The organism is Seonamhaeicola marinus (genome assembly GCF_008085455.1).
Genome location: NZ_VSDQ01000718.1, coordinates 730,743 through 755,950, shown reverse-complemented (window position 1 = coordinate 755,950; position 25,208 = coordinate 730,743). Strand labels below are relative to the sequence as shown.

The window sequence follows — 25,208 nt, the reverse complement described above, 5'->3', positions numbered from 1 at the left end:
CATTTAAAATAGTATTATTTTTACATTTGAAAAAGAAGTATAGTAGATGAGTTATAAAAACTTTCCAATGGTGCCAAGAGTTATTTTTGGCAGAGGTAGTTTCAATCAGTTAAGCGAAATTTTAGCCCCAAAACGCTTAAATATAAATGCTCCGTTTATATTTTTAGTTGATGATGTCTTTAAGGCTAATTCTTGGCTAACTTCTAGAATCCCGTTGTCCTATGACGATAAGATTATCTATGTATCTGCTGCTGAAGAACCTAAAACAAGTCAGGTTGATAGCTTAGTAGAAAATATAATTTTAAATACAAAAGAAAGACCTTCAGGTATTATTGGAATAGGAGGAGGTACATTACTTGATTTAGCTAAAGCTGTTGCTATAATGTTGACCAATGAAGGTGAGGCCAAAGATTATCAAGGATGGGATTTAGTAAAAAATGAAGCAGTGTATCATGTAGGCATTCCAACAATTTCTGGTACAGGCGCAGAAGTGTCTAGAACCACAGTACTTACTGGTCCTGATAGAAAATTAGGAATTAATTCAGATTATACACCCTTCGATCAAGTTATCTTAGATTCAGAGTTAACTAAAAAAGTTCCTACTGAGCAGTGGTTTTATACAGGAATGGATTGTTATATTCATTGCATAGAATCTTTAGAGGGTACTTATTTAAATACGTTTAGTCAAAGCTATGGGGAAATGGCTCTTGAGTTATGTAAAGAAGTCTTTTTGGATGAAGAAGGTTTAAAACAATCAGATTCTGAAGAAAAATTAATGATGGCTTCATGGCATGGAGGAATGAGCATAGTGTATTCGCAAGTGGGTATAGCACATGCTATGAGTTATGGTCTTTCTTATTTGTTGGGAACTAAACATGGTATTGGGAACTGTATTGTTTTTGATCAGCTAGAAGAGTTTTATCCTGAAGGAGTTAAGCTATTTAAGCAGATGAAAGAGAAACATGGTATTGAATTACCTAAAGGAATATGTTCTGAATTGAGTGAGGCAGATCTAAACAAGATGATTGATATCGCTTTTGATTTAGCACCGTTATGGGAAAATGCTTTAGGAAAGAACTGGCAAAAAATTATGACTCGAGATAAGCTAAAAGAGTTGTATCTAAAAATGTAAATGCAATGGTTGGCCAAATTTATCTACCATAAAATATTAGGCTGGAAAGTTGTAGGTAATATAAATTTCTCAAAAGATAAAGTAAAGAAAGCTGTAATTATAGCAGCTCCTCATACCAGTTGGCACGATTTCTATATTGGTATCCTATTACGTTCTGTTTTAGGCATTCAAACAAATTTTATTGGTAAAAAAAGTTTATTTCGATTTCCTTTTGGTTGGTTCTTTAGAACGCTTGGCGGTGCTCCAGTAGATAGATTTAACAATGAAAATAAAGTACAAGCCATTGCAAAAATGTTTAAGAAACGTGATGAGTTTAGAATAGCTATGGCTCCAGAGGGAACTAGAAAAAAGGTGGAGAAGTTCAGAACTGGGTTTTACTTTATAGCAAAAGAAGCAAAAGTTCCTATTATCATGTTTACTTTGGATTTTGAGAATAAACAAAATAAAATTTCAGCACCGTTTTATCCAACAGATAATATGGAGGCAGATTTCAATTTTATTTATAACTTTTATAAGGGCGTAAAAGGAAAAATTAAAGCCTATTCATAAAATATGGCATAAATATTGTAACATAAAAATTAAAATGTACTAGTAAATGAAACATAAAGTAAACAAGTTTTGTCACTAAAAAGAAACATCAACTAATACACTAAAGCGAAAAAGCTATTTCTCTCGAAATAGCTTTTTTTCTTAATAGATTTATTTTCCAACGTTTATTTTATTTCCTTTAAAGCATTATCAATTAGCATTCTTAAATGCTGCTTATGAGCTCTAGAGGTAATGTTCCCCGTGTTTCCGGCCATTGTTCTAATGCGCTTTAAATTATATAATGCCATAGATTTTGAAGGACTGGTAAATTTATCTTTTTGTTTACCCGTAAGCATTTGTATTAATCTACTTGTATATTCTATTTGTAGATTTTGCCTAAAACTATTTACGTTACCATAAATATCTACATTAAAAATGGCAGCATTAAGATCTGTCATAAACAGTGACAACTTATACTCATTACCATACAATTCGGAATCTGTAATACGTTGTAATGTATTAGGATGAAGTAGATGACTCAGAACATTTTTTTGATAGGCTAATACCTGATTGTGAATTTTAGGATCTTCTGGTCCTTTAAAAAAATCAAAACCACGTCTTTGCATTGCTAAGTAGTTATATAAATCTTTTGGGGCGTTAAAGGCATTGGGAGCAAAGACATAGTCTTTTAGAGCTTTCATAGCTCGTTTTTGATCTTTTATGCTAACGGGAGTATAAGGCTGTGTTACTCCTAGTTGTCCAACCATAGCTCTGTCTAAATAAACGCCTCCAATGTATCTTGAAATTATGGAAGCAGCTCCAGCTTTCTGTCCACTTAGTACACTATAAACACGTCTTAGTTCTTCATAAGATTGCCCTTCCTTTAAAAACTTTTCCTTAGCGGTTTTCATAAGGTTTGTAGATAATTCTATTCTATCTATAGCATATTGAATAGCATCATTTGATTGATCATTTGTGTTTACTCTAGGATCTATTGCTTTACCTGGAGAGCGCATGTCATCTGCGTCATTTCCAAAAATTAACTCAGGCTCTGTAGATCTATTCAATAGTTCTATTTTTTCCGTATCAGTCTTAAAAGGCGTATAACCAAATTGAATTGCCCAAACATCGTAAGGTCCTACAGCCACGTCATCATACTGTCCTTGTTTACTTCTATCTTTTGTTATGTTTAACGTTGCATAATCCATAACCGAAGCCGTTAAACATTTTCCTTTAATAAACTCCGGATCAGACAGCTGTTCTGGTGAAAATAATTGACTTGCTTTCATATTATGATTTAAGCCCAGTGTATGACCAACTTCATGCATAATTAAAGCAAGCATAGACTCTTTTTTAATGCGCTCCATTTCCAAATCTGAAGCACCGCTTGCACTAGCCACAGCATTTGCAAACATAATGTCTTGGTGCATTGCTTCTCCAAAAGTGCAATATTCATGTCCGTGATGACTTATGTTTTTACCGTTTTCGAATGGAGCCTCAAGATGAGCTAATTCGTAAACTTTATCATAAAACACACGGTTTGTAAAATGTACATATTCTAACATAATATCTGCTCCTAAAATTTGGCCTGTTCTTGGGTTTACAAAACTTGGGCCATAACCACCAAAAGGAGGGTTAGGAGAGGAGGTCCATCTTAATACATTATATCGAATGTCACCAGCATCCCACTCAGCATCATCTGGTTGTTGTTTAACCACTATAGCATTTTTAAAACCGGCTTTTTCAAAAGCTTTATTCCATTGTAAAACACCTTCCTTAATAGTTTCTCTCCATTCTAAAGGCGTAGAGTTTTCCATCCACCAAACAATCGGTTCAACAGGTTCAGATAATTGTGCTTCAGGATTTTTTTTCTTTAAATGCCATCGGTGCACTAAGTCTCTATATGGTGTTGTTGATGTAGATGTTTGATCATCTACTTGAGTAGTAAAATATCCAACTCTTGGGTCGTCGTATCGAGGCACATAATCATTTTTAGGCATTTCTATTAAGCTATGAAACACTTTTATGCTCACATTCCTACCATCAGCTACCGCATTTGAACCTCTGCTTAAAGTAGAAGGTTTGGAATACACATACTCCACTTTAATATTGGTGTTCTTTGGGTAATTTTTTATCTCACGTATTTTAGTTTTACTCTTACTTAAAATACCAAGTTTAAACGAAAAAGGTGAGCCTCCAGGCCTTGATGAAGGCTTTATTTGCGAGAAGGTTTCTCTTAAAAACAAATCGTTTGCTTTAATTAAGTATAGCCCCTTCTTTTTGTCGTGAATTTCAATTTTTATACTAGCCATATTTCCTTGGCTCATATTGGCTTCTGCCGATTTGGAAATAGGATTGTTTGAGTCAAAATAAAAGGAGGTGTTTTGCGCAACAAATTCTATCTTATCAAAATATTTTTCAATTTTAAACACTTTAGAACCTCTATACGAACCTCTGTTTGCCCTGGCATCAACGACACCATCAGCGATTTGACTAAAGTAAATGTATTCTTTCCCAATTTGATCTTCAGAAATTACCATTTGGAGAGAACCTGTAATTGTATCTTGATAAATTGTAAAAAGTCCTTCTATCTTTTTACTTTTCTTTACTAAACTGGAAATAGTTTTTTTCTTAGGTGTTTTCGGCTTTGGAGGAACTATTGCAGCAACAGCGTCTTTTTTTCTCTTTTTCTTTTTCTGGCCAGAAGCATTTTGTGGCAACATTATACAAATGAGCATTATAGCTATTAGTATAAGTCTAATAGATTGCCTAAATGTTTTATTCATAATAGAAGTTAAATTTTAGTAGTAGTTTGATAAAATATTGAAAAATGATACCAAATTTAACTATTGACTTACAGAATTGTCACAATAAAATGTTAAAGGATAGTATTTTATAAGTTGTAACTTGTCTATAACTTCCCAAGAATCTTATCCATTACCCAATTGGTATGAAGCGCTGATTTGCCTGTAGATGGGTGCATGTAGTTGTTAAAGATGAGTTCATCTCTCATACCCTCCACATGAAATTGCTGAATGTGTTTAGGATTTTCAATAGTTACAGATTCGTTTTCGTTTTCAGAAGTAAACACTAATGGCTTTTCGTGAAAGACAGCAAATTCTATTCTACCTTTATTTCCGTAAATAGTCACTTTGTCCATATGACTATCTGAGGCAAAATTCCAAGTTCCGCTACCAGTAACGTCATTTTCATGAATCCAACTGGCGGTAATAGCATCTTTAGCTGTGTAATAGCCTTGTTGATTTGTGGCGAAACCTTTGGCATCTTTAATATCACCCAACAAAAAAGAGAAAAGATCCAGGCCATGGCTTGCTAAATCATCGAAATATCCTCCAGGGGCTATTTTATAATCCGTTCTCCAATTATAGCGTCCCGATTTATCAATATCACTAGCAGGCTTACTTTGGTGCCAGGAAATATGCCTAACCTTCCCAATTTTTCCATTATCTATCCAATCCTTAAGTTTTTTAAAACGAGGTAATGAGCGTCTGTAGTACGCTACGAATAATGGAAGGTTTTTGTCTTTAAACGTGTTATATATCTCTAGGCTTTCACTGTAAGATGGTGACATTGGTTTTTCAATACAGCAAATTTTACCAGCCTTAGCAACTTTTAAAGCATAATATTTGTGGGAATCTGGTGGTGTTGCAATATAAACAGCATCTACCTCTGCATCATTAATTAATGCTTCTGCATCTGTATAATACTTTTTAACTTGATGACGTTTAGTATAATCTTTTGCTTTAGCTTCATTACGCCTCATTACAGCTACTAATTCAAAACCTTGAGTAAGTTTGTATGGAGGTCCACTTTTAATTTCAGTGACATTACCGCAGCCAATAATGCCCCATTTAATTATTTTTTTTGGGTTTAAAGTGTGTTCCATCTAATGTGTTGGATTGAAAAATTATTCTGCCTCTACCATAGAATGATATACATTTTGCACATCATCGTCTTCTTCAAGTTTTTCCAATAGTTTTTCTACATCAGCAACTTTTTCAGCATCTAAAGGCTTTGTAACTTGAGGAATGCGTTCAAACCCAGAAGATAAAATTTCTATGTTATTTTCTTCTAAATAAGCCTGTATTTTACCAAAACTTTCAAAAGGCGCGTAAATCATAACACTGTTTACTTCATTACCATCGGCATCCTCATCTGTGTCTTCGAAGATTTCTTCAACACCAAAATCAATAAGTTCTAATTCTAATTCTTCTAAATCTAGGTTTTCACCTTTAATTTTAAAGTTGCATGTATGATCAAACATAAAAACAACAGAACCGGAAGTTCCTAAACTTCCATCACATTTATTAAAATAGCTTCTAACGTTAGCAACAGTACGTGTATTGTTATCTGTAGCGGTTTCAACCAAAATGGCTATACCATGAGGGGCATAACCTTCAAAAATAACTTCTTTATAGTCGCCTTGACTTTTATCACTAGCACGTTTAATAGCACGTTCTATATTGTCTTTAGGCATATTTACAGACTTAGCATTCTGTATAACGGCTCTTAAACGCGAATTACTATCAGGGTCTGGTCCACCTTCTTTTACTGCCATAACAATATCTTTACCAATTCGTGTAAAGGCTTTACTCATTGCAGACCAACGTTTCATTTTTCTTGCTTTTCTAAATTCAAAAGCTCTTCCCATAATACTATCTAGTTAAAAAGTTACAAAGTGTTTAAAGTGCTCTAAAGTTCAAATTTCTTTAGAAGCATGGCAAATTTAAAAAATAATTGCATTTATAAGTGTTATCTGAAACTATCTTAAAATTATTCGTCAATAGGCTCAACAATGGCTTCAATAGCTTCAGCTAGATTAAAGTCTTTTTCGGTAACGCCATCAACATCATGTGTAGAAAGTGAAATTGTAAGTACGTTGTATACGTTACTCCAGTTAGGGTGATGGTTAAGGGCTTCACACTCAAAGGCTATTCTGCTCATAGCACTAAAACAATCTTTGAAGTTTTCAAATTCAAACTCAGCGTGAATGGCATTGTCAAAGTATTCCCAGTCTGGGAAGCGCAATAATCTTTTTTCTATGTCTTGAGATGAGAGTTTACTCATGTAACATCTAATTTTTGGTTTAAGTTTCTTTACTAAAAATAAGTAAATTAGGGGACTAAATCAATTATTTTTTTAAATCTTCCAGTACTTCCATACTATAAATTTGTAGATGTTTTGGAAGTTTGTTGGATTTTGGCAATACAGCCAAGTAACGTTCATCATTTGTAGTATAAACACGCTTTAATATGGCTTGTTTTGTTGAAATGATTTCAATCATTTCTTTAATAAAATCGTCATGGTGAACTAAATCGTTACTTCCTAAATGAAAAATACCGTATTTATTTCTATTAACGATATAGTGCACTTGTTGGGCAAGCTTATCATAATTGGTAACATTCATAACTAAATTAGGAAATACTTCTACGGGTTCATTTTCTTTTATATTTTCAAGTATTTCGATCTCCCTGGGAGACTTTGCTCCAAAAACCATCGGTAATCTTAATATGGCTACGTTCTTCTTAGGAAGACGGAGTAACATGTTTTCTATTTTTATTTTAAAATGCCCATATACACTATTACTAAGCGTTTTATCATCTTCATAACTAGGATATTTACTATAGGCATCAAAAACGTTTGCAGAGGATAAAAATAGCAGTCTAATTTTTTTAGAAAAGACGTATTCACTTAGGTGTTCATGTAAAAGGACTTGTTTAGAGAAGTCGCCTCTAAGGGCAGATATTACAATTGAAGGTTTTACTATATCTAAAATCTCATAAATGTCATCTTCCTCAAAATTATAGTTGAAAAACTTATGATTCTTTTCAAGTTCTTTTTTTGGAGTTCTAAAGGTGCCGTAAGTATTAAAGTATGCACATAACTCTCTATAAATAATACCACCTATAAAACCACTGACTCCGAGTATGAGTATTCTATCTTTTTTCTCCTTCATTTTCAAACTACACTAAAACTTTAACTAACCTTTATAAAACGGAAGTTTAACTACAATGGCAGGAATTGCTTTTTTTCTTATTTGTATATTTATTTTGCTATCTATATCAGCAAAAACTTTTGGAACATAACCTAAACCAATACCAATACCTAGGCTTGGAGACATAGTGCCGGAAGTTACATTGCCTATTCTATTACCATTACCATCAACAATATCATAGCCTTGCCTTGGAATACCTCTTTCATCTAATTTAAAAGCTACAAGTTTACGTTCCAAACCACGTTCTTTTTCTGCCTTTAGAGCTTCAGAATTGGTAAATTCTTTGGTAAATTTAGTAATCCACCCTAAACCTGCTTCAATAGGAGAGGTGGTATCATCTATATCATTTCCGTATAAGCAATATCCCATTTCTAAGCGTAAGGTATCTCTAGCGGCAAGACCAATGGGTTTTATACCAAAATCGGCACCAGCTTCAAATACTTTATCCCAGATTTGTTTTACCTCGGAGTTTTTACAGTAGATTTCAAAACCACCACTTCCAGTATATCCAGTGGCCGAAATTATAACATGCTCAATGCCCGCAAAATCACCTACAATAAAATTATAGAACTTAATTGCAGACAAATCATGACTGCTTAAAGGCTGCATAGCTTCTACCGCCTTTGGCCCTTGAATAGCAAGTAGCGAATAATCGTCACTTAAATTGCGCATTGTTGCTCCAACATCGTTTCGGTCTGAAATCCATTTCCAATCTTTCTCAATATTACTAGCGTTAACAACGAGCAAATACGTGTTTTCTTTTACTCTGTAAACAATTAAATCATCCACAATGCCCCCAGTTTCATTGGGTAAACAACTGTATTGCGCTTTTCCTATAGTTAGTTTAGAGGCATCATTACTTGTTACTTTTTGAATTAAATCTAAAGCCTGTTCTCCTTCAATTAAAAACTCACCCATATGAGATACATCAAAAACACCAACAGCATTTCTAACTGTTTCATGCTCACTATTTACGCCTTCATATTGTACGGGCATATTAAAGCCTGCAAAGGGTACCATTTTAGCTCCAAGCGCTTCATGTGTTGATGTTAATGCAGTATTTTTCATATTTGACTGTAGATAATTAAATTTTGAGTAGCAAATCTACATAATTTCGTAAAATTCTAATTAGTAAAACCAAAATAAAAATCCCCTAAATCAAAAAAGAAATAAGGGATTTTTATTTAATCTATGTTAAATACTATCCGTTTAATAGAAACGCTTTTAAATCTTCATAAGTTGAAATTTTCACAGCTACTTTTTCTTTACCCATTACTTCTTGTATTTGCTCAGGTAAAGGTTGTTTCTCTTTAATCACGTCTTCAACCACATCTAAAAATTTAGTGGGGTGGGCCGTTTCTAAGAATACGCAATGAGCTTCAGGATTGGTTTCTAAATAGGCCTTACTACCTAAATAACCGACAGCACCGTGTGGATCTGCTACATAATTATAGTTATTGTAAATTTCTAACATAGCATCTCTGGTTACTTCATCTGTAAACCAATATGAAGACACATTTTCTTTTAAAGTTTCAAACTTGTTTTTATAGATTTCTTGAATTCTAATAAAATTACTAGGCGCCCCAACATCCATTGCATTACTTATGGTTTGAATGGATGGCTTTGGCTCATATAAAGCAGTTTCTAAATAACGTGTTACGACATTATTGGCATTATTAGATGCTATAAAATGTTTTACAGGCAGTCCTAATTGTTGAGCCATCATACCAGCACACACATTACCAAAATTGCCACTTGGTACTGAGAATACGATATCATTATATTTTTTGTATATCTGTTTATAGGCAAATACAAAATAGAATAACTGCGGTAACCAACGGGCAACATTAATAGAATTTGCAGACGTCAACTGCATTTCATTGGTTAAACTTTCATCTAAAAATGCAGTTTTCACCATAGCTTGGCAATCATCAAAGGTACCATTAACTTCTAAGGCCTTGATGTTTTGGCCAAGCGTAGTTAATTGCTTCTCTTGAATGTCGCTTACTTTTCCGCTTGGATAAAGTATCACAACATTTACACCCTTAACTCCTAAAAAGCCATTAGCAACCGCTCCTCCAGTATCACCTGAAGTAGCAACTAGAACAGTTACTTCATTGTCATTATCTTTATTAAAATAGCCTAAACAACGTGCCATAAACCTAGCGCCAACATCTTTAAACGCCATGGTTGGTCCGTGAAATAATTCTAATGTAGAAATATTGTCATTTAATTGCACTACGGGAAACTCAAAAGACAAGGTTTCTTCAACAATAGTTTTAAGAACATCCTCTGGAATTTCAGGAGATACAAATTGTTTAATGGTTTTAAATGCTATTTCCGTATTAGAAAGATTATCCAAGTTTTTGAAGAAATCTTCAGATAAAGGTGTTATACTTTCAGGAAAATACAAGCCTTTGTCGGGCGCTAGTCCTTTAACAACAGCATTTTCAAATGTTGAATCTGGCGCTTGTTTATTTAGAGAGTAGTAGTTCATTTTATTTAGTTAAGGATTTTAATTCCTTTTGAATTTATTTTAGAAACATGAATATCATATTCAATGCCTGTTTTAGAATAGATGGCTTCAATAGCCGCTTTTACCTCATTTGCTCTTTCTAAGCCTTTGCACAACGAGAAAATAGACGGTCCAGAACCGGAGATACCGGAACCTACGGCCCCGGCATGTATGGCAGCTTCCTTAACTTCTTGGAAATGAGGTATAAGTTTACTTCTATGAGGTTCTACAATAACATCGTGCAAAGCACTTTTTATAACCTCATAATCACCCGAATGTAATCCATGTACTAATCCTCCAAGATTTGCCCATTGTTTTATAGCATCTTGTAGCGCAACTTCTGTAGGCAATAATCCTCTGGCATCAGCAGTTTTAATTTCTATTTGGGGATGAATAATTGTAGCGTATAAATCCTCTGGAAATGGTATTTCTAGAATCTGTAAAGGAGACACACTTTTTGCTAATATAAATCCGCCAAAAATGGCAGGTCCAATATTATCGGCATGTTCACATTTGCTGATAAAAGCTTCGCCTTTCATTGCAAATTCGGTTAATTGTGTTTTATTGAAAGGTCTATTTAACAACTCATTCATACCAAAAACACTACCAACAGCACTAGCTGCACTACTACCTATACCGCTTCCAGGTTTAATTTTTTTATAGATTTCTATTTCAAAGCCAAAATCTAAATCCAAGGCATTGTACATGGCTAAGGCCGAAATACCAGCAACATTTTTGTCGGCTTCGTATGGCAAATCAAAACCCTCTATTTTGGTGATACGGATACCTTTTTGGTCTACTTTTCTAATAACCATTTCGTCTCCAACATTATCAAGGCAAAACCCCATAACGTCAAAACCACAAGATACATTAGCAACCGTACCCGGAGAAAATATTTTTATTTCGTTCATCTTTTCAATTAAATAACTTTCGGCTGCACTAGAGCAAGAAATTTCACTTTCCTTATGAATTTCCATAGTAATTAATCATTAGCTAATCTTATAATATCCGCAAATAAGCCAGAAGCAGTTACATCTGCTCCTGCACCTGCACCTTTAATAATCATAGGTTGTTTAGGGTAGCGTTCTGTATAAAACATTACGATATTATCACTTCCTTCTAAATTATAAAATGGATGACCCACAGGAATTTCTTGTAAACTAACACTAGCCTTACCATTATCAAACTTGGCTACATATTTTAATTGACAATCATTAGCTTTCGCAGAAGCATATAATGCCTGATAATGTGCTTCATCTTCAATTAAAGTTTGATAGAAATCATCAACAGTATCACTTTTTAATCCAGATTCTGAAAGGAATGACGTATTTTCAATATCTTCTAAATTCATTTCAACACCACTTTCTCTAGCTAAAATTAAAATCTTTCTAGCTACATCCACACCGCTTAAATCTATTCTAGGATCAGGTTCTGTATAACCTTCAGCTGCGGCTTGTTTTACTATATCATAGAATTTTGTGGTATCGTTAAAGTTGTTAAATACGAAATTTAAGCTGCCCGATAAAACGGCTTGAATAGAGTTAATCTTATCACCCGAAGCTACTAAATTGCTTAAAGTATCAATAACAGGGAGTCCTGCGCCAACATTAGTTTCAAATAAGAAAGGTGCATTGTACTTTAAAGATAAACGCTTTAATTCTTTATAATTTGAATATTCACTTGAGCATGCAATTTTATTACAAGCTACAACCGAAATACTTTCTCGTAAATACTGGGCATATAAGTCTGCTACATCTTTATTGGCAGTAACGTCTACAAAAATACTATTACGCAGGTTTAATGCTTTGGCTTTCTCAAAGAAACCTTGTAATGAAGCTTGTTCGCCATCGGCTAATTGCTCTTTCCAAGATTTTAAATCCAATCCACCATCATCAAATATCATTTTTCTAGAATTTGATAATCCAACAACACGTAGTTTTATTTTAAGATTTTCTTTTAAATATTTACGTTGTTGTTTTATTTGCTCAACTAAGCGCTCACCAACATTACCAACACCTGTAATGAATACATTTAGTTGTTTGGTTTTAGCCTCAAAGAACTGCTCGTGTAATACATTCAATGCCTTTTTAACATCATTATCGGCTATAACAACAGAGATATTCTTTTCTGAAGCACCTTGAGCAATAGCACGAACATTTACATTATTTCTACCTAAAGCACTGAATAATTTTCCACTAATACCTTGATGGTTTTGCATATTATCTCCAACAAGAGCTACAATTGATAAATCTTCTTCAACAATGATTGGTTCTATTTTATTTAAAGCTATTTCATTCTCAAATGTGGTATCAATAGCTTCTTTTGCTGCCTGTGCATCTTTAATATCAATTCCTAAACAAATTGAATGCTCAGAAGAGGCCTGAGTAATTAAAATAATATTTATTTTTTCTTGTGATAGCGTTTCAAACAAACGTTTCGAAAACCCTGGAATACCAACCATACCACTTCCTTCAAGAGTTAAAAGCGCAATATTTCCTATGTTGCTTATACCTTTAACAGGATTCCCTCCATTAGCCGCATTATTAGAAATAATAGTACCAACAGCTTCTGGTTCAAGGGTGTTTTTAATATGAATAGGAATTTCAAGACTTAAAACGGGTTGTACCGTTGGTGGATATAGTACCTTAGCCCCAAAATGGGATAATTCCATAGCTTCCTGATATGAAATTTCATTAATAGGGTAGGCCTGTTTTACCATTTTAGGGTTAGTAGTAAACATACCACTCACATCGGTCCAAATTTCCAATTGTTCTACTTTTAAAGCTGCGGCTATTATAGCCGCTGTAAAGTCAGATCCTCCGCGCCCGAGTGTGGTTTGCTCTCCGTTTATAGATTTAGATACAAACCCAGGAAGTATAGTTATTTGTTGACTAGCAGACTTAAAATAGTCTTGGATATTTTTATTTGTAATACTATAATTAACTTCAGCCTTAGTGAAGTTAGAATTGGTAATTACAAGCTCTTGGGAGTTCTTTCTTTCTGCAGACAACTTTCTACTCTTCATCGTTTCTGCAATAATAAATGATGATAAAAGTTCTCCAAAACTTACTAGTTTATCGGATGTTTTTGGAGATAATTCATTGATTAAAAAGATACCATCTAATAAACTCTTAAGTTCGCCTAAGCGTTCTTCAACAAATGCAATTACCTCTTGGTTGTTATTTGGAATTAATTCCTTTATAATATTAAAATGACTTTCTTTTATGGTATTGAAAACCTCTAAAAATGTTTCGTCTTTATTTTGAGCTTTTTTTCCAGCCAATAATAGTTTATCCGTAATACCTCCAACAGCAGACACCACGCAAGCAACAGCTCCAGATTTAGAATAATCTTCTAATATATTTATAACGTTATTTATGTTTTTTGAAGAACCTACAGACGTTCCTCCAAATTTTAAAACCTTCATTTTTTAATGAATTGATAATTGAAAATAATTTTTAAAAAGTGGTCTTAAATTAACCACATAATAGCCCGAAGTATATATAATTAACAACCCCAAAGGGTAGTTGTGTTTGTTGTAGTACCCAAAAAAGAAGCTGTTCTTTTTGAGAAAAAAGAATTTAAATTTTCTGTATTTTGGTTTAAATGATTCATTATAGCTATTATAATATTACTCAAAAGTATTACATTTAGCCAAATTAAAAAACTAATACATTTTTTTTGTGTTATTCTTAGGTTGAAGCTTTTTTATTTTAAGAAATTCAACGTATTCTCAAAAGAATTAAAAAATCAATAAACTAAAAAGATTAATGAAGATATTCTCTAAGGAACAGATATATGAAGGTGATAAATTAACCGCAACCAGACAGAAGATTACATCTACAGAATTAATGGAGCGCGCGGGAATTCAAATATTTAATTGGATGCATATGCGTATGCAAGGTGCACAAGTACCTGTACATGTATTTTGTGGTATAGGTAATAATGGGGGCGATGGATTGGTATTGGCAAGACACTTAATAACGCATGGTTATAATGTAAAAACTTATGTGGTTAATTATAGTGACAAACGCTCTAAGGATTTTTTGATAAACTACGATAGAATTAAAGGGGTTACAAAAGAATGGCCAACTTTAATGACTTGTGAAGAGGATTTTCCTGAAATACACCCAGATGACATAATTGTAGATGCTGTTTTTGGGATTGGATTAAACCGCCCGGTAGTTGATTGGGTAAAAGCACTTTTTGTACATTTTAGAAAGACTAAAGCATTTACGCTTTCAATAGATATTCCTTCGGGATTGCAAACTAATCAGGTTCCCCAGAATGAAAATGATGTTGTTTGGGCTGGATATACGTTAAGCTTTGCGTCTCCAAAATTATTATTCTTTTTGCCTGATACTGCAAAGTATACGGTACAATGGGAAGTATTGGATATTGGCTTGGACCCAGAGTTTTTACATACAACAAATACAGAGGTTGAGTTAATTGGAAAGTATGAAGTATTACCTATGTATGTTCCTCGTCAAAAGTTTTCGCATAAGGGTGAATTCGGACATAGTTTAATTATTGGTGGAAGCTATGGGAAAATAGGTGCAGTAACCTTAGCTAGTAGAGGCGCTTTATCTGCTGGCGCTGGCTTGGTGTCTGCTTTTGTTCCTAAATGTGGTTACAATGTATTGCAATCATCATTCCCAGAAGCAATGGTAATGACTGATGTGGATGACACAATTATTAGTGATATTAAATACAGTATTGAGCCAACTGTTATTGGTTTTGGAATAGGCGCAGGAACTAATACAAAAACGATAAACGCTTTTGAGGCTTTTTTAAAGGAGAATAAAACACCATTAGTAATTGATGCAGATGGCCTAAACATATTAGCAAAAAAGAAAGCTTTACTAAAATTATTACCTGAAAATACCATTTTAACACCACACCCTAAGGAACTACAACGATTGGTAGGTGAATGGAATGACGATTTTGATAAGCTAGAAAAAGTAAAAGCATTTTCTAAAAAGCATAAACTTATTATCGTAGTTAAAGGTTTTAATACAATTACGGTAATGCAGGATAAACTTTATATAAATACCACTGGAAACCCAGGATTGTCAACGGCGGGAACAGGCGATGTTTTATTTGGAGTTATTACTGGGTTAATATCTCAGGGATACAATCCTTTAGTGGCTGCTATATTTGGTGTGTACTTGCATGGAAAATCGGCAGACATCGCTGTTGAGGACTATGGTTACCAAAGTTTAATTGCTAGTCATGTAATTGATTATTTGGGTGAGGCTTACATTGATTTATTTAAGCAGCCTGAACAACAACAAGAGCCGCAAGAGGTGGAAGAAGAAGGGCAAAGGGCTTAATAAGGCTCTTTTCCTTTTGAAGGGGTGTTATGTTACTTCAAAGTAGACTAGACTACTCTATAACTTCCTGACTTATTTCTAAAGCAGCTTCAATTTCAATATCCTCTCCATTATTGATAGCCACAATAAAGGCGTCTTTAAAGCCAAGAGCTTTAAGATCTTCTTTTAGGGCTGATGCTTCTTTGTACGTAGTAAAGCTACCTACAGTATAAATGTATGTTCCGTTTGAAGTTCTCTTTTTAATAACTTCAGAGTCTGTCTCTTCAAGACTAGCAATGTTAAATTTCTTAAATGCCCCAATTTGAACACTATAGCTTAGGCCTAATTTAGGTAAGCTATGTTTAACTTCATTATTACTTTCAGCAGTTTCTTCGGTTTCTATTGGCGCTATTTTACTGGCTAACTGTTCTGAATTTATTGATTTATCATTAGTATAAAAGGTGTATACAAGCCCCAATGCCATTAGTATGATAACAGCAGTTAATACTTTTCTAATAAAAAGGGCTTTTTCTAATTTTCCTGATTCATTTTTAAGCTGTTCAGCAGCCAGGTCTAAATCTTTTTCTCCTTTTTCAATTAGCTTATGTAGATCAACTAGATTCTTTTCTTCAATAAAAGGCATCTTTTACAACGTAATTTTTAATTAATGAGAGGTTACGTAACTTGTTTGGGGAAGTTTAGTTGGTATACAAAGATACAGAATTGCAAAATTCTAACAAACAATAAAAAAGCCCCTTTTAAGAGGGGCTTTTTTATAAAATATATTTCGAGTTTATATATTTAGTTCATTAAACAGCTCAATAAGTTTTGGACTTGATGGTCTTGGTGCATTGGCGTTAACCACATTACCATTTGGGTCTATTAATATAAACCTTGGGATACCTCTAATTTCAAAGCCCTGAACAAAGTCAGATTCCCAAGCTTTATCAGAGAACAATTGTGTACCACCCATTTCTAAATCAGCTATCATCTTTCGCCATCCTTCTTTAGAAGCGGCAAATTTCTCTTCTTGAGTTTCACCTTTAAATCCTCTACCATTATCAACAGAAATACTTACGAATTCAATGTTTTTACCTTCGTAATTATGCTCTACTTCCTTTAAAAAAGGAATTTCTCTTTTACATGGCCCACACCAAGTAGCCCAAACATCTACATAAACATATTTACCTTTTAAATCACTTAGAGACGTAGTCCCTCCTTTATAATTTTCGTAGTTGACAAAAGTAGGGGATGGTTGGCCTACAAATTTTTCAAACTGACTTGCCATAGCTTTTTGTTGATTGTAAATAGCTAACAAGCCTTCTTCCATTTTTTCTAAGTTTAAATTTTCATTGGCAACAATGATAGAATCCAAATTTTTACTATTGTTCAAAAGCTCAGAAAAACTCACCTTTATTTCGGAAATTTTTGCCTTAAACTTATCTTCTTCAAGATCTAACAATCCTGGTGTAAGTGAAGCCTCCTCTAATAATGTCTTTTTTGCAAGATAGTTACTGCTCTCAGCACCTTCGCCTGTATAAGCAATAGTTTCATCAAATTCTTTTGTGTCTAGTGTTAAATTAATATTGTAACCATTTTTAAGGAATAGGTTGGTTGATTCATTTCCGTCAAAAAGATTATAAACACCAGCTTTAACCTTTAGCGTATCTGAAAATGATCCGTCTTCATTTAAAGGAATAGTCTTAGAAAATTCTCTTGTTCTAATAACTATATTGTCACCATACTTATTAGTTATTTTTCCTGAAAGCGTTACGTAGTCTTTTGGTTCAGCTTTACAAGAAGCTAAAACAATGGCAATTGCTATTAAAAGTAATTTTTTCATTTTTAAGATTTCAATTATCGGTCAAAAATAAGGATTTGATTAGGTTTGAATGTTAATTTTTGTCTTTTATTAACATTTATAGGAAGTAGAAATTAGAGGGTATAAATAAGTTGGTTATAATCTACCTTATGCGGAATGATATCTAATTTCAAAAGTTTATTTTGAACTTCATTTATAGTTTCTTTATCAATAAGTTCCTGAGACCACTCTGTTAAACTTAGCCATTCTTGTACATCTTCAAGTTGTTGTTCATACCTATTAGCAATGGTTTTATCAATACTTGGAATGTGTTTAAAATCTGCAGTGGTGTTATTTATTATTTCTAATATCGTCTTTAAAGTTGCTTCATCTGATGCAATAAAATCTTCTCTAACAGCTATTACAAAGCAAGGCCAAGGGGATGGGCAATTTCCAACACTTCTAAACGTACCATCATCTACTAATGGTTTTGTGGTGAATTTTTCCCAAAGAAAATAATCGGCATCGCCATTTGTTAAGCCTTCAACGGCACCATCTAGATTTTTAATGACTTCAAAATCCAAATCTTTTTCCTGATTCCAATCATTATTCTCGGCATTTATATAGGCCATTAAATGCGACCCAGAACCATATCGACTAATGGCTGCTTTAGTACCTTTAAGGTCTGCTATTTTAGTATAATTAGATTTAGCAGCAACATGGATACCCCAAATAAGTGGAGATTCCACAAATGTTTGTACAATTTTACTTGGGTTACCAGCTATAATATCTTTTATTATTCCTTCTGTAAGGATTACTGCAATATCAATTTCTTTTTCTCTTAAAGCCTTGCACATGGCACCTGTTCCTCCATGATAATCATGCCATCTTAAGTTAATGTTTTCTTCCTTGTATTCACCATTTTTAAGTGTTAAGTACCATGCTAAGTTAAAATGCTCTGGAACACCACCAATGTTTACTTTCTTCATTAATCTGTTATGTTTTCTGCTATTTTATCTAAAGTATAGATAATAAGGTTTTCAACTGCTTTTCCTGGATTCTCGCTAAAATTACCTGTTGCTCTATTAGCAATTATTGCATTCAATGATACTGCATTATGACCTAGTAATTTACTAAGCCCATAAATAGCGGAAGTTTCCATTTCTAAGTTGGTAACTTTAATACCATTAAAATCGAAAGTATCCATACTATTATTAAGCTTTGGGTCTTGCACAGGCAATCTTAAAACACGCCCCTGAGGCCCGTAAAAACCACCAGCTGTAGCAGTCATTCCTTTAAATGTTTTGTCACTTTCAAGCTTCTTTTCTAGTGCGGCACTGTTTTTAATAACTATTGGGGTAGATTTATTAGAATCCCAATTTGTTTTCTGAATGAAGGCTGCTTCAATATCCAGGTTTCTAATACCGTCAATGACATAATAATGTAGCATACCGTTTAAATCCAGACCATATTCACTTAATACAAAAGCATCAACCGGAATATCAGCCTGTAAAGACCCCGAAGTACCAACTCTGATGATATTTAAACTGGTAGTTTGCTCTTTAGGTTGCCTTGTTTGTAAGTTTATATTAACAAGCGCATCCAATTCATTTAAAACAATATCAATATTATCAGGCCCTATACCTGTTGAAAGCACTGAAATGCGTTTGTTTTTATAATAGCCTGTATGTGTCTTAAATTCTCTTTTTTGAGTTTCAAATTCAATGGAGTCAAAATGTTTGGAAATTTTATCAACTCTATTTTGATCACCAACAAAAATAATAGTGTTGGCAATGTTTTCTGGTTTTAAATTAAGATGATACACACTACCATCTGGATTTAAAATTAATTCAGATTCTTTAATTGTCATTTCATATTGTTTTTACAAGTTTGTTTTCTTGTTTACTAAATTGAAAATCCATTTTTTTTGAAGCACCAAAAACCATAGCATCATTTATTTCATTTGAAAAATTATGTTGTTCTAAAAGGGCTTCGTATCCTTTTTTATTGAGTGTTATTTCTTTTTCTGTTTCTGTAAAGAAGGCAGATAATTGATTAATAATTCTTTCTAACTGTAAATCCCCAAATCCATAAAAACCTTGATAATTAAGGGCGTAACCTAATAAATGGTGCTTAGATTTTATAACATTTTTATCTATAATTTCTAAAATGTTAGCTTCTAATGTACTTAATCCACTTTTGCTATTTGGAAATCTTTTTAAATGCGCTTTAAGGCAATTGCTCAAATAATCGAACGAGGAGCTTTTTACAATATAAGGTTTAAAAAGATTATGATTATTCCCGTTATAAATATCCCAAAGTGTTTGAGACATTTTAATATCACTTTCTTTTAATAAAATACGTTTATTGTAGTGAGCATTTAGTTGGCCAGGAGTTAATTCACCCAAACCCTTAAGGTTTTGACTACCTTTTACTCTGCCGCTACAAACCAGATATAAAGGTAGTTCTATGTTCTTTTGCTTAATTAAACTAATTACAGCTATGAGGTTGATATGACAAAATAAATCATATTCAAACCAAAGCACAATTTCTGAATATTTTTCGTGAGTATCTAGCTTTCCAATTTCTTCTTTAAATGCATTTTCATCTATTTCAATGTCATAGAAATCATTTAGAAAGCGAGATCTCTTATTTAGAAATTCATCGGAATCTATTTTTATTGTTGTAGGACCTTCGCATAACATTTCATGCCAGGTTAAAATATCTCCTTTATATCCGAGTTCCTCAAGATAACTGGTTAATACGCCTCCGTTTGTAATATGTAATTGCGTTTTACTCATTAACCTCCTACGCGCTTTACTTTAAACCCCTTATCCTTTAAAATCTGCATAATTTTATCGCGATAATCACCTTGTATGATTATTTTATCATCTTTAAAACTTCCACCCACGCTTAGTGTTTTCTTTATATCCTTAGCGAGTATTTTAAAGTCTTCGGTAGCACCAGTATAACCTTCTAGTATAGTTATTGGCTTGCCTTTACGCTTTTCATATTTGCAAATTATAGGATCATCTTGTAGCCACAAATTGTCACCTTCGTTTATTTGCTCTGCAGGTTCTTCGGAAATGTGATCCGGGAATAAGTTTTTTAATTGGTCTTGTAAATCCATATTAGCCCCTTTTAATCTCCCCAAAGGGAAGAAACTCTAATTGGGTATTTTGAGTTTTTGTTTACAAATTAATTCATTTTTAATTCCTTCCCTTTAGGAAGGTTAGGATGGGCTTTTCTACTTTTTAATAAGTCCTAGTTCAATTAAACGTTCCGTTAAAAATTCACCAGCAGTAATATCTTCAAACTGTTTAGGATTGTTATCGTCTACACAACTATTAAGCACATTTAATTTCATATCGCTAATGGGATGCATGAAAAAAGGAATAGAATATCTTGAGGTGCCCCATAATTCTTTTGGTGGGTTTACCACCCTGTGAATTGTAGACTTTAATTTGTTGTTGGTATGTCTAGAAAGCATATCTCCAACATTTATCATAAGTTCATCAGGTTGGGCAATAGCATCAATCCATTCACCATTATGATTTTGTACTTGTAAACCTCTTCCTTGAGCGCCCATAAGAAGTGTAATAAGGTTAATATCTCCATGCGCAGCAGCTCTAACTGCTTCTTTAGGCTCTTCGGTAATAGGAGGGTAGTGAATAGGCCTTAAAATAGAATTACCATTATGTATATAGCTATCAAAATATGTTTCTTCCAAACCTAAATGAAGTGCCAACGCTCTTAATACATATTTTGCAGTTTTTTCCAGCATTTGGTATGTCTCTTTACCAACTTTATTAAATTCTGGTAGCTCTTCAACCGTTACATTATCTGGATACTCAGCTTTAAGAGCATCATTATCATCAACATACTGTCCAAAATGCCAAAACTCTTTAAGATCACCTTCTTTTTTACCTTTAGCACTTTCTTTTCCAAAAGAGACATATCCTCGTTGACCTCCAATACCTGGAATTTCGTATTTCTGTTTTGTTTCCACAGGTAAATCAAAAAAGTTCTTTACTTCCGCATATAACCTTTCTACCAGAGCATCATCTAAGAAATGACCTTTTAGAGCTACAAAACCAATATCTTCATAGGCTTTTCCTATGGCATTCACGAAATTTTGTTTTCTTTCGGGATCATCAGCTATAAAATCCTCTAAATTAACGCTAGGTATACTGTTCATCTGTGTTTGTTTAATCTGTGAATATTTACAAATGTACAAAAACAAAGTAAAGTTTTACAGCTTCTTATTTTAACATATTTACTAAAAATAGTACTTTAATTATGGTATATTTGATATGCTAGACAATTAAAATATGGAGCACAATTACGCTACAAATACTATGCAGTTTGACATTGCTGAATTAAAAAATAAGACACTAGTTAAACTTTATAAGAACTTAATAAAACCTCGACTTATCGAAGAACGAATGTTGGTTCTACTGCGTCAAGGTAGAATTAGTAAGTGGTTTTCTGGTATAGGGCAAGAAGCTATTGCTGTTGGTGTTACTATGGCTTTAAAAGAAGACGAGTATATTTTACCAATGCATAGAAACCTAGGTGTATTTACCACAAGAAACATTCCGTTATACAGATTGTTTGGGCAGTGGTTTGGAAAAGCTTCTGGGTTTACAAAGGGCAGAGATAGGTCGTTTCATTTTGGAACGCAACAATATAAGATTGTTGGAATGATTTCACATCTGGGGCCACAATTAGGGGTTGCAGATGGTATTGCTCTGGCAAATAAACTTAGAGGAAATAATCAGGTTACCGCCGTTTTTACAGGCGAAGGTGGCACTAGTGAAGGCGATTTTCATGAAGCTTTAAATGTAGCATCGGTTTGGAAGCTCCCTGTTTTGTTTTGTATTGAAAATAATGGATATGGATTGTCTACGCCAACTAGTGAACAATATCGTTGCGAAAATTTGGCAGATAGGGGTGTAGGTTATGGTATGGAATCTCATATTATTGATGGGAATAATATACTGGAGGTTTACACTAAGGTTAAAAGAATAGCAAAGAGTGTTAGGAAAGACCCGCGACCAGTTTTAATTGAATTCAAAACTTTTAGAATGCGTGGTCATGAAGAAGCAAGCGGTACAAAATATGTACCTCAAGAGATTTTAGATGCTTGGTCTAAGAAAGATCCTGTTAAGAATTATCAAAGATTTTTAAAGTCTGAAGGTATCATAGATGATGATTTTGAGGCGATGTTAAAAGCTGAAATAGACGCTGAAATTCTAGAGCATTTACAAGTAGCTTTTGAGGAAGATTTAATCATATTTGATGAAATAAAAGAATTAAATGATGTTTTTCAAGATATTGATTATAAACAAATTAACTCAAATTCAAACTTGAAAGAATTAAGATTTGTTGATGCAATATCGGAAGGCCTAAAACAGAGTATGGAACGTCACGATGATCTCATTATAATGGGGCAAGATGTTGCTGATTACGGAGGTGTTTTTAAGGTTACTGAAAATTTTATTGAGCAATTCGGGAAAGACCGTGTAAGAAATACACCTATTTGTGAATCTGCCATCATCGAGACTGGTATGGGTTTATCAATTGCAGGTATGAAAGCTGTTGTTGAGTTGCAGTTTGCTGACTTTGTTAGCTCTGGTTTCAACCCTGTGGTAAACTATTTAGCAAAATCTTATTATAGATGGCAACAAAATGCCGATGTTGTTTTAAGAATGCCTTGTGGTGCAGATGTAGGGGCGGGGCCGTTTCATTCGCAAACAAATGAGGCTTGGTTTACTAAAACTCCTGGTTTAAAAGTAGTCTATCCTGCTTTTCCTTATGACGCCAAAGGATTACTTAATACAGCCATTAATGATCCTAATCCAGTGCTGTTTTTCGAACACAAAGCACTCTACAGAAGTATACGTCAAGACGTGCCAACAGATTATTACACACTACCGTTTGGTATGGCTTCAGTTTTAAAAGAAGGGAACAGTGTTTCTATTGTGTCATATGGTGCTGGAGTGCATTGGGCTTTAAATACTTTAAGTAAAAATCCTAATATCTCTGCAGATGTTATTGATCTTAGAACTTTAACACCTTTAGATACTGAAACCATCTATAAATCCGTTAAAAAAACAGGAAGAGCTATAATTTTACAAGAGGATACCATGTTTGGTGGAATAGCTGGTGATATTTCAGCTTTAATAACTGAGAATTGTTTTGAGTACTTAGATGCTCCGGTTAAACGAGTAGCTAGTTTAGATACACCGATACCTTTTGCTAAGCAACTAGAAGACGGCTTTTTACCTAAAGAACGATTTGAAAAAGCTTTAAAGGAATTATTAGATTATTAAGTGGAGAACTATATTGACATATTTATAAGTACTTTTTTGGGAGCTGTTAATTGGACATGGAATTCAATCATATTCAATGTGCCTTTTCAAGAGAACTATTTCTGGGGATTAATTTTAATTTCTGTCCTAGTTTGGATACTGGAAATTGGGTTTCCATGGAGAAAAAGGCAAGCTATATTTAGAAAAGATTTTTGGTTAGATGTGTTCTATATGTTTTTTAACTTCTTTATTTTTTCAATAGCTATTAGTGGTTTTTACAGTGTTTTAGAAGCTTTGTTTTCAAGTTATGGTTTAACTATAAATTCTTTAAAAGTTATTAACGTTTCTAACTTACCTGTTTGGATAGGACTACTAGTTTTCTTTTTGCTACAAGACTTTGTACAATGGTTTACACATGTGTTACTGCACAGATATGAGTTTTTATGGCGTTTTCATAAAGTACATCATTCTGTAAAGGAAATGGGGTTTGCTGCACACTTGCGCTATCACTGGATGGAGAATATATTTTACAAACCTTTAAAGTTATTGGTAGTTATGTTTTTGGGAGGTTTTGAGCCACAACAGGCTTTTATTGTACATTTTGTATCCATAGCCATTGGGCACCTAAACCATGCTAATGTAAAACTTACATATGGTCCGCTAAAATATATATTTAACAACCCCGTTATGCACTTATATCACCATGCTTATACGTTGCCGAAATCGCATAAGCACGGTGTTAATTTTGGAATTAGCCTTAGCCTATGGGACTATATTTTTAAAACCAATTACATTCCTGAAAGCAGCGGAACAATTGAACTTGGATATCAAGGTGATACCAAGATGCCAAAAAATTTCTTTGCCCAACTTCTTTATGGCTTTAAAAGGAGAGACTAATTAGTTTCTGCTTCCGATAATATAAAGGGATAAGCCGCTTTTACATCTTTTAATTCTTCTTTTGAAAGTTTATCTGATGCTTTATTAAAGGTATTAACTGCATAGTTATTTCTTAATTCATAATATGCCTTTGTTAGTTCGTTTTGAACAGCTATAAATTGTCTGTAACTTGTTTGCTTTCCACTAACTAAAGAAATAACTGCTTTTTTCGGGTTGTCTGAAGAAGAAGGAGCATGTGCTCCACTGCAATAAGTACAGGTTCCATCACCATTATTGTCTAAAAAGTTCTTAGCTAAATCTTTCAGCTCTTCTAAGGCAATAACATTTGTTTCTACCATTACCTCGTCCTTGTTATTAATTCTTACTTCAAGAATGTTTCTTTCATGAATATCAACAGTACACGGAGGGTTTGGACACTCTTTTGGGAGAAGCCTGTTAATTCCTGTATCTGTTGATACTGTAGCCGTTACCAAGAAAAAAATTAATAAAAGAAAGGCAATGTCTGCCATAGACCCTGCGTTAATTTCGGGTCTGAGTCTTAAATGTCTCATAAATTATAGTTTAAATGTTAATGTGAAGTATCTCACAAAAACAATACCATAACTTACTGACTTACAAATTAGTGAGCATATCGTTTCGTGCCTTTCCAGAGATCACCTGTAGAAGTTTTAAAATTTAAATGTCTTCTGGATT

At 33.5% G+C, this 25,208-nt stretch carries 22 protein-coding genes; 5 read left to right on the top strand and 17 right to left on the bottom strand.

Going from position 1 to position 25,208, the window contains the following annotated elements; all coding sequences use genetic code 11:
- Positions 1 to 46 precede the first annotated feature (46 nt).
- Both FUA24_RS20825 and FUA24_RS20820 read left to right on the top strand, forming a co-directional pair.
- The gene (locus FUA24_RS20825; RefSeq protein WP_148544978.1) at positions 47 to 1,132 is read left to right on the top strand and encodes an iron-containing alcohol dehydrogenase family protein; all 1,086 of its coding nucleotides are present in this window, start codon (positions 47 to 49) and stop codon (positions 1,130 to 1,132) included.
- Positions 1,133 to 1,681 (top strand): 1-acyl-sn-glycerol-3-phosphate acyltransferase, encoded by a 549-nt coding sequence (locus FUA24_RS20820; protein WP_148544977.1) that lies wholly within the window; start codon positions 1,133 to 1,135, stop codon positions 1,679 to 1,681. It begins immediately after the preceding gene.
- Between the two features lie 164 nt (positions 1,682 to 1,845).
- On the opposite strand, the gene FUA24_RS20815 is transcribed toward FUA24_RS20820, so the two are convergent.
- The 9 genes from FUA24_RS20815 to thrA form a co-directional block, all read right to left on the bottom strand.
- A complete protein-coding gene (locus tag FUA24_RS20815; RefSeq protein ID WP_148544976.1) occupies positions 1,846 to 4,446 on the bottom strand; it encodes a zinc-dependent metalloprotease in 2,601 nt (866 codons plus the stop codon).
- Between the two features lie 125 nt (positions 4,447 to 4,571).
- Positions 4,572 to 5,567: a Gfo/Idh/MocA family protein gene (locus FUA24_RS20810; RefSeq protein WP_148544975.1), complete on the bottom strand. Its 996-nt coding sequence runs from the start codon at positions 5,565 to 5,567 to the stop codon at positions 4,572 to 4,574.
- 21 nt (positions 5,568 to 5,588) lie between these two features.
- A complete protein-coding gene (locus tag FUA24_RS20805) occupies positions 5,589 to 6,332 on the bottom strand; it encodes a YebC/PmpR family DNA-binding transcriptional regulator (RefSeq protein WP_148544974.1) in 744 nt (247 codons plus the stop codon).
- 122 nt (positions 6,333 to 6,454) lie between these two features.
- Entirely contained in the window at positions 6,455 to 6,748 is a 294-nt protein-coding gene (locus FUA24_RS20800; RefSeq protein ID WP_148544973.1) for a 4a-hydroxytetrahydrobiopterin dehydratase, read from the bottom strand.
- A gap of 64 nt (positions 6,749 to 6,812) precedes the next feature.
- Positions 6,813 to 7,637 (bottom strand): sugar nucleotide-binding protein, encoded by an 825-nt coding sequence (locus tag FUA24_RS20795; RefSeq protein ID WP_148544972.1) that lies wholly within the window; start codon positions 7,635 to 7,637, stop codon positions 6,813 to 6,815.
- 24 nt (positions 7,638 to 7,661) lie between these two features.
- A complete protein-coding gene (gene gcvT / locus FUA24_RS20790) occupies positions 7,662 to 8,744 on the bottom strand; it encodes a glycine cleavage system aminomethyltransferase GcvT (protein WP_148544971.1) in 1,083 nt (360 codons plus the stop codon).
- A gap of 133 nt (positions 8,745 to 8,877) precedes the next feature.
- On the bottom strand, positions 8,878 to 10,173 hold the full coding sequence (gene thrC, locus FUA24_RS20785) for a threonine synthase (protein ID WP_148544970.1): 1,296 nt from the start codon (positions 10,171 to 10,173) through the stop codon (positions 8,878 to 8,880).
- A gap of 5 nt (positions 10,174 to 10,178) precedes the next feature.
- Positions 10,179 to 11,102 carry a homoserine kinase gene (locus FUA24_RS20780; protein WP_148545040.1) on the bottom strand — a complete coding sequence of 308 codons (924 nt, stop codon included), beginning with the start codon at positions 11,100 to 11,102 and terminating at the stop codon, positions 10,179 to 10,181.
- A gap of 71 nt (positions 11,103 to 11,173) precedes the next feature.
- The gene (thrA, locus tag FUA24_RS20775) at positions 11,174 to 13,618 is read right to left on the bottom strand and encodes a bifunctional aspartate kinase/homoserine dehydrogenase I (RefSeq protein WP_148544969.1); all 2,445 of its coding nucleotides are present in this window, start codon (positions 13,616 to 13,618) and stop codon (positions 11,174 to 11,176) included.
- 343 nt (positions 13,619 to 13,961) lie between these two features.
- Between thrA and FUA24_RS20770 the strand changes: the two genes are divergently transcribed.
- Positions 13,962 to 15,524, top strand: coding sequence for an NAD(P)H-hydrate dehydratase (locus FUA24_RS20770; protein WP_148544968.1), 1,563 nt, complete (start codon positions 13,962 to 13,964; stop codon positions 15,522 to 15,524).
- A gap of 52 nt (positions 15,525 to 15,576) precedes the next feature.
- Here the strand turns inward: FUA24_RS20770 and FUA24_RS20765 are convergent, their stop codons facing one another.
- The 7 genes from FUA24_RS20765 to FUA24_RS20735 form a co-directional block, all read right to left on the bottom strand.
- The gene (locus FUA24_RS20765; RefSeq protein ID WP_148544967.1) at positions 15,577 to 16,146 is read right to left on the bottom strand and encodes an SPOR domain-containing protein; all 570 of its coding nucleotides are present in this window, start codon (positions 16,144 to 16,146) and stop codon (positions 15,577 to 15,579) included.
- 150 nt (positions 16,147 to 16,296) lie between these two features.
- Positions 16,297 to 17,346 (bottom strand): TlpA family protein disulfide reductase, encoded by a 1,050-nt coding sequence (locus tag FUA24_RS20760; protein WP_148544966.1) that lies wholly within the window; start codon positions 17,344 to 17,346, stop codon positions 16,297 to 16,299.
- Positions 17,347 to 17,438: 92 nt separating this feature from the next.
- Entirely contained in the window at positions 17,439 to 18,293 is an 855-nt protein-coding gene (locus tag FUA24_RS20755) for a substrate-binding domain-containing protein (RefSeq protein ID WP_148544965.1), read from the bottom strand.
- The gene (locus FUA24_RS20750) at positions 18,293 to 19,174 is read right to left on the bottom strand and encodes a nucleoside phosphorylase (protein ID WP_148544964.1); all 882 of its coding nucleotides are present in this window, start codon (positions 19,172 to 19,174) and stop codon (positions 18,293 to 18,295) included. Before FUA24_RS20750 ends, FUA24_RS20755 begins: the two co-directional genes overlap by 1 nt.
- Position 19,175: 1 nt before the next feature.
- Complete coding sequence (locus tag FUA24_RS20745) at positions 19,176 to 20,105, bottom strand: DUF1835 domain-containing protein (RefSeq protein ID WP_148544963.1); 930 nt, start codon at positions 20,103 to 20,105, stop codon at positions 19,176 to 19,178.
- Positions 20,105 to 20,434, bottom strand: coding sequence for a translation initiation factor (locus FUA24_RS20740; protein WP_148544962.1), 330 nt, complete (start codon positions 20,432 to 20,434; stop codon positions 20,105 to 20,107). Before FUA24_RS20740 ends, FUA24_RS20745 begins: the two co-directional genes overlap by 1 nt.
- A gap of 117 nt (positions 20,435 to 20,551) precedes the next feature.
- On the bottom strand, positions 20,552 to 21,502 hold the full coding sequence (locus tag FUA24_RS20735) for an isopenicillin N synthase family dioxygenase (RefSeq protein WP_148544961.1): 951 nt from the start codon (positions 21,500 to 21,502) through the stop codon (positions 20,552 to 20,554).
- Positions 21,503 to 21,662: 160 nt separating this feature from the next.
- Between FUA24_RS20735 and FUA24_RS20730 the strand changes: the two genes are divergently transcribed.
- Entirely contained in the window at positions 21,663 to 23,639 is a 1,977-nt protein-coding gene (locus tag FUA24_RS20730) for an alpha-ketoacid dehydrogenase subunit alpha/beta (RefSeq protein ID WP_148545039.1), read from the top strand.
- Positions 23,640 to 24,515 (top strand): sterol desaturase family protein, encoded by an 876-nt coding sequence (locus FUA24_RS20725; RefSeq protein WP_148544960.1) that lies wholly within the window; start codon positions 23,640 to 23,642, stop codon positions 24,513 to 24,515.
- Here FUA24_RS20725 and FUA24_RS20720 read toward each other — a convergent pair.
- Entirely contained in the window at positions 24,512 to 25,066 is a 555-nt protein-coding gene (locus FUA24_RS20720; protein WP_148544959.1) for an ExbD/TolR family protein, read from the bottom strand. The two genes, FUA24_RS20725 and FUA24_RS20720, sit on opposite strands and share 4 nt — an antisense overlap.
- Positions 25,067 to 25,208: the final 142 nt, after the last annotated feature.

Bases quoted from the DNA above. Each gene is read 5' to 3' on its own strand.
- FUA24_RS20810 (WP_148544975.1), bottom strand. From the start codon at position 5,567: ATGGAACACACTTTAAACCCAAAAAAAATAATTAAATGGGGCATTATT.
- gcvT (WP_148544971.1), bottom strand. From the start codon at position 8,744: ATGAAAAATACTGCATTAACATCAACACATGAAGCGCTTGGAGCTAAA.
- FUA24_RS20755 (WP_148544965.1), bottom strand. From the start codon at position 18,293: ATGAAGAAAGTAAACATTGGTGGTGTTCCAGAGCATTTTAACTTAGCA.
- FUA24_RS20825 (WP_148544978.1), top strand. From the start codon at position 47: ATGAGTTATAAAAACTTTCCAATGGTGCCAAGAGTTATTTTTGGCAGA.
- FUA24_RS20780 (WP_148545040.1), bottom strand. From the start codon at position 11,102: ATGAACGAAATAAAAATATTTTCTCCGGGTACGGTTGCTAATGTATCT.
- FUA24_RS20820 (WP_148544977.1), top strand. From the start codon at position 1,133: ATGCAATGGTTGGCCAAATTTATCTACCATAAAATATTAGGCTGGAAA.
- FUA24_RS20720 (WP_148544959.1), bottom strand. From the start codon at position 25,066: ATGAGACATTTAAGACTCAGACCCGAAATTAACGCAGGGTCTATGGCA.
- thrA (WP_148544969.1), bottom strand. From the start codon at position 13,618: ATGAAGGTTTTAAAATTTGGAGGAACGTCTGTAGGTTCTTCAAAAAAC.
- FUA24_RS20800 (WP_148544973.1), bottom strand. From the start codon at position 6,748: ATGAGTAAACTCTCATCTCAAGACATAGAAAAAAGATTATTGCGCTTC.
- FUA24_RS20770 (WP_148544968.1), top strand. From the start codon at position 13,962: ATGAAGATATTCTCTAAGGAACAGATATATGAAGGTGATAAATTAACC.
- FUA24_RS20730 (WP_148545039.1), top strand. From the start codon at position 21,663: ATGCAGTTTGACATTGCTGAATTAAAAAATAAGACACTAGTTAAACTT.
- FUA24_RS20740 (WP_148544962.1), bottom strand. From the start codon at position 20,434: ATGGATTTACAAGACCAATTAAAAAACTTATTCCCGGATCACATTTCC.
- FUA24_RS20795 (WP_148544972.1), bottom strand. From the start codon at position 7,637: ATGAAGGAGAAAAAAGATAGAATACTCATACTCGGAGTCAGTGGTTTT.
- FUA24_RS20760 (WP_148544966.1), bottom strand. From the start codon at position 17,346: ATGAAAAAATTACTTTTAATAGCAATTGCCATTGTTTTAGCTTCTTGT.
- FUA24_RS20750 (WP_148544964.1), bottom strand. From the start codon at position 19,174: ATGACAATTAAAGAATCTGAATTAATTTTAAATCCAGATGGTAGTGTG.
- thrC (WP_148544970.1), bottom strand. From the start codon at position 10,173: ATGAACTACTACTCTCTAAATAAACAAGCGCCAGATTCAACATTTGAA.
- FUA24_RS20815 (WP_148544976.1), bottom strand. From the start codon at position 4,446: ATGAATAAAACATTTAGGCAATCTATTAGACTTATACTAATAGCTATA.
- FUA24_RS20765 (WP_148544967.1), bottom strand. From the start codon at position 16,146: ATGCCTTTTATTGAAGAAAAGAATCTAGTTGATCTACATAAGCTAATT.
- FUA24_RS20805 (WP_148544974.1), bottom strand. From the start codon at position 6,332: ATGGGAAGAGCTTTTGAATTTAGAAAAGCAAGAAAAATGAAACGTTGG.
- FUA24_RS20735 (WP_148544961.1), bottom strand. From the start codon at position 21,502: ATGAACAGTATACCTAGCGTTAATTTAGAGGATTTTATAGCTGATGAT.
- FUA24_RS20745 (WP_148544963.1), bottom strand. From the start codon at position 20,105: ATGAGTAAAACGCAATTACATATTACAAACGGAGGCGTATTAACCAGT.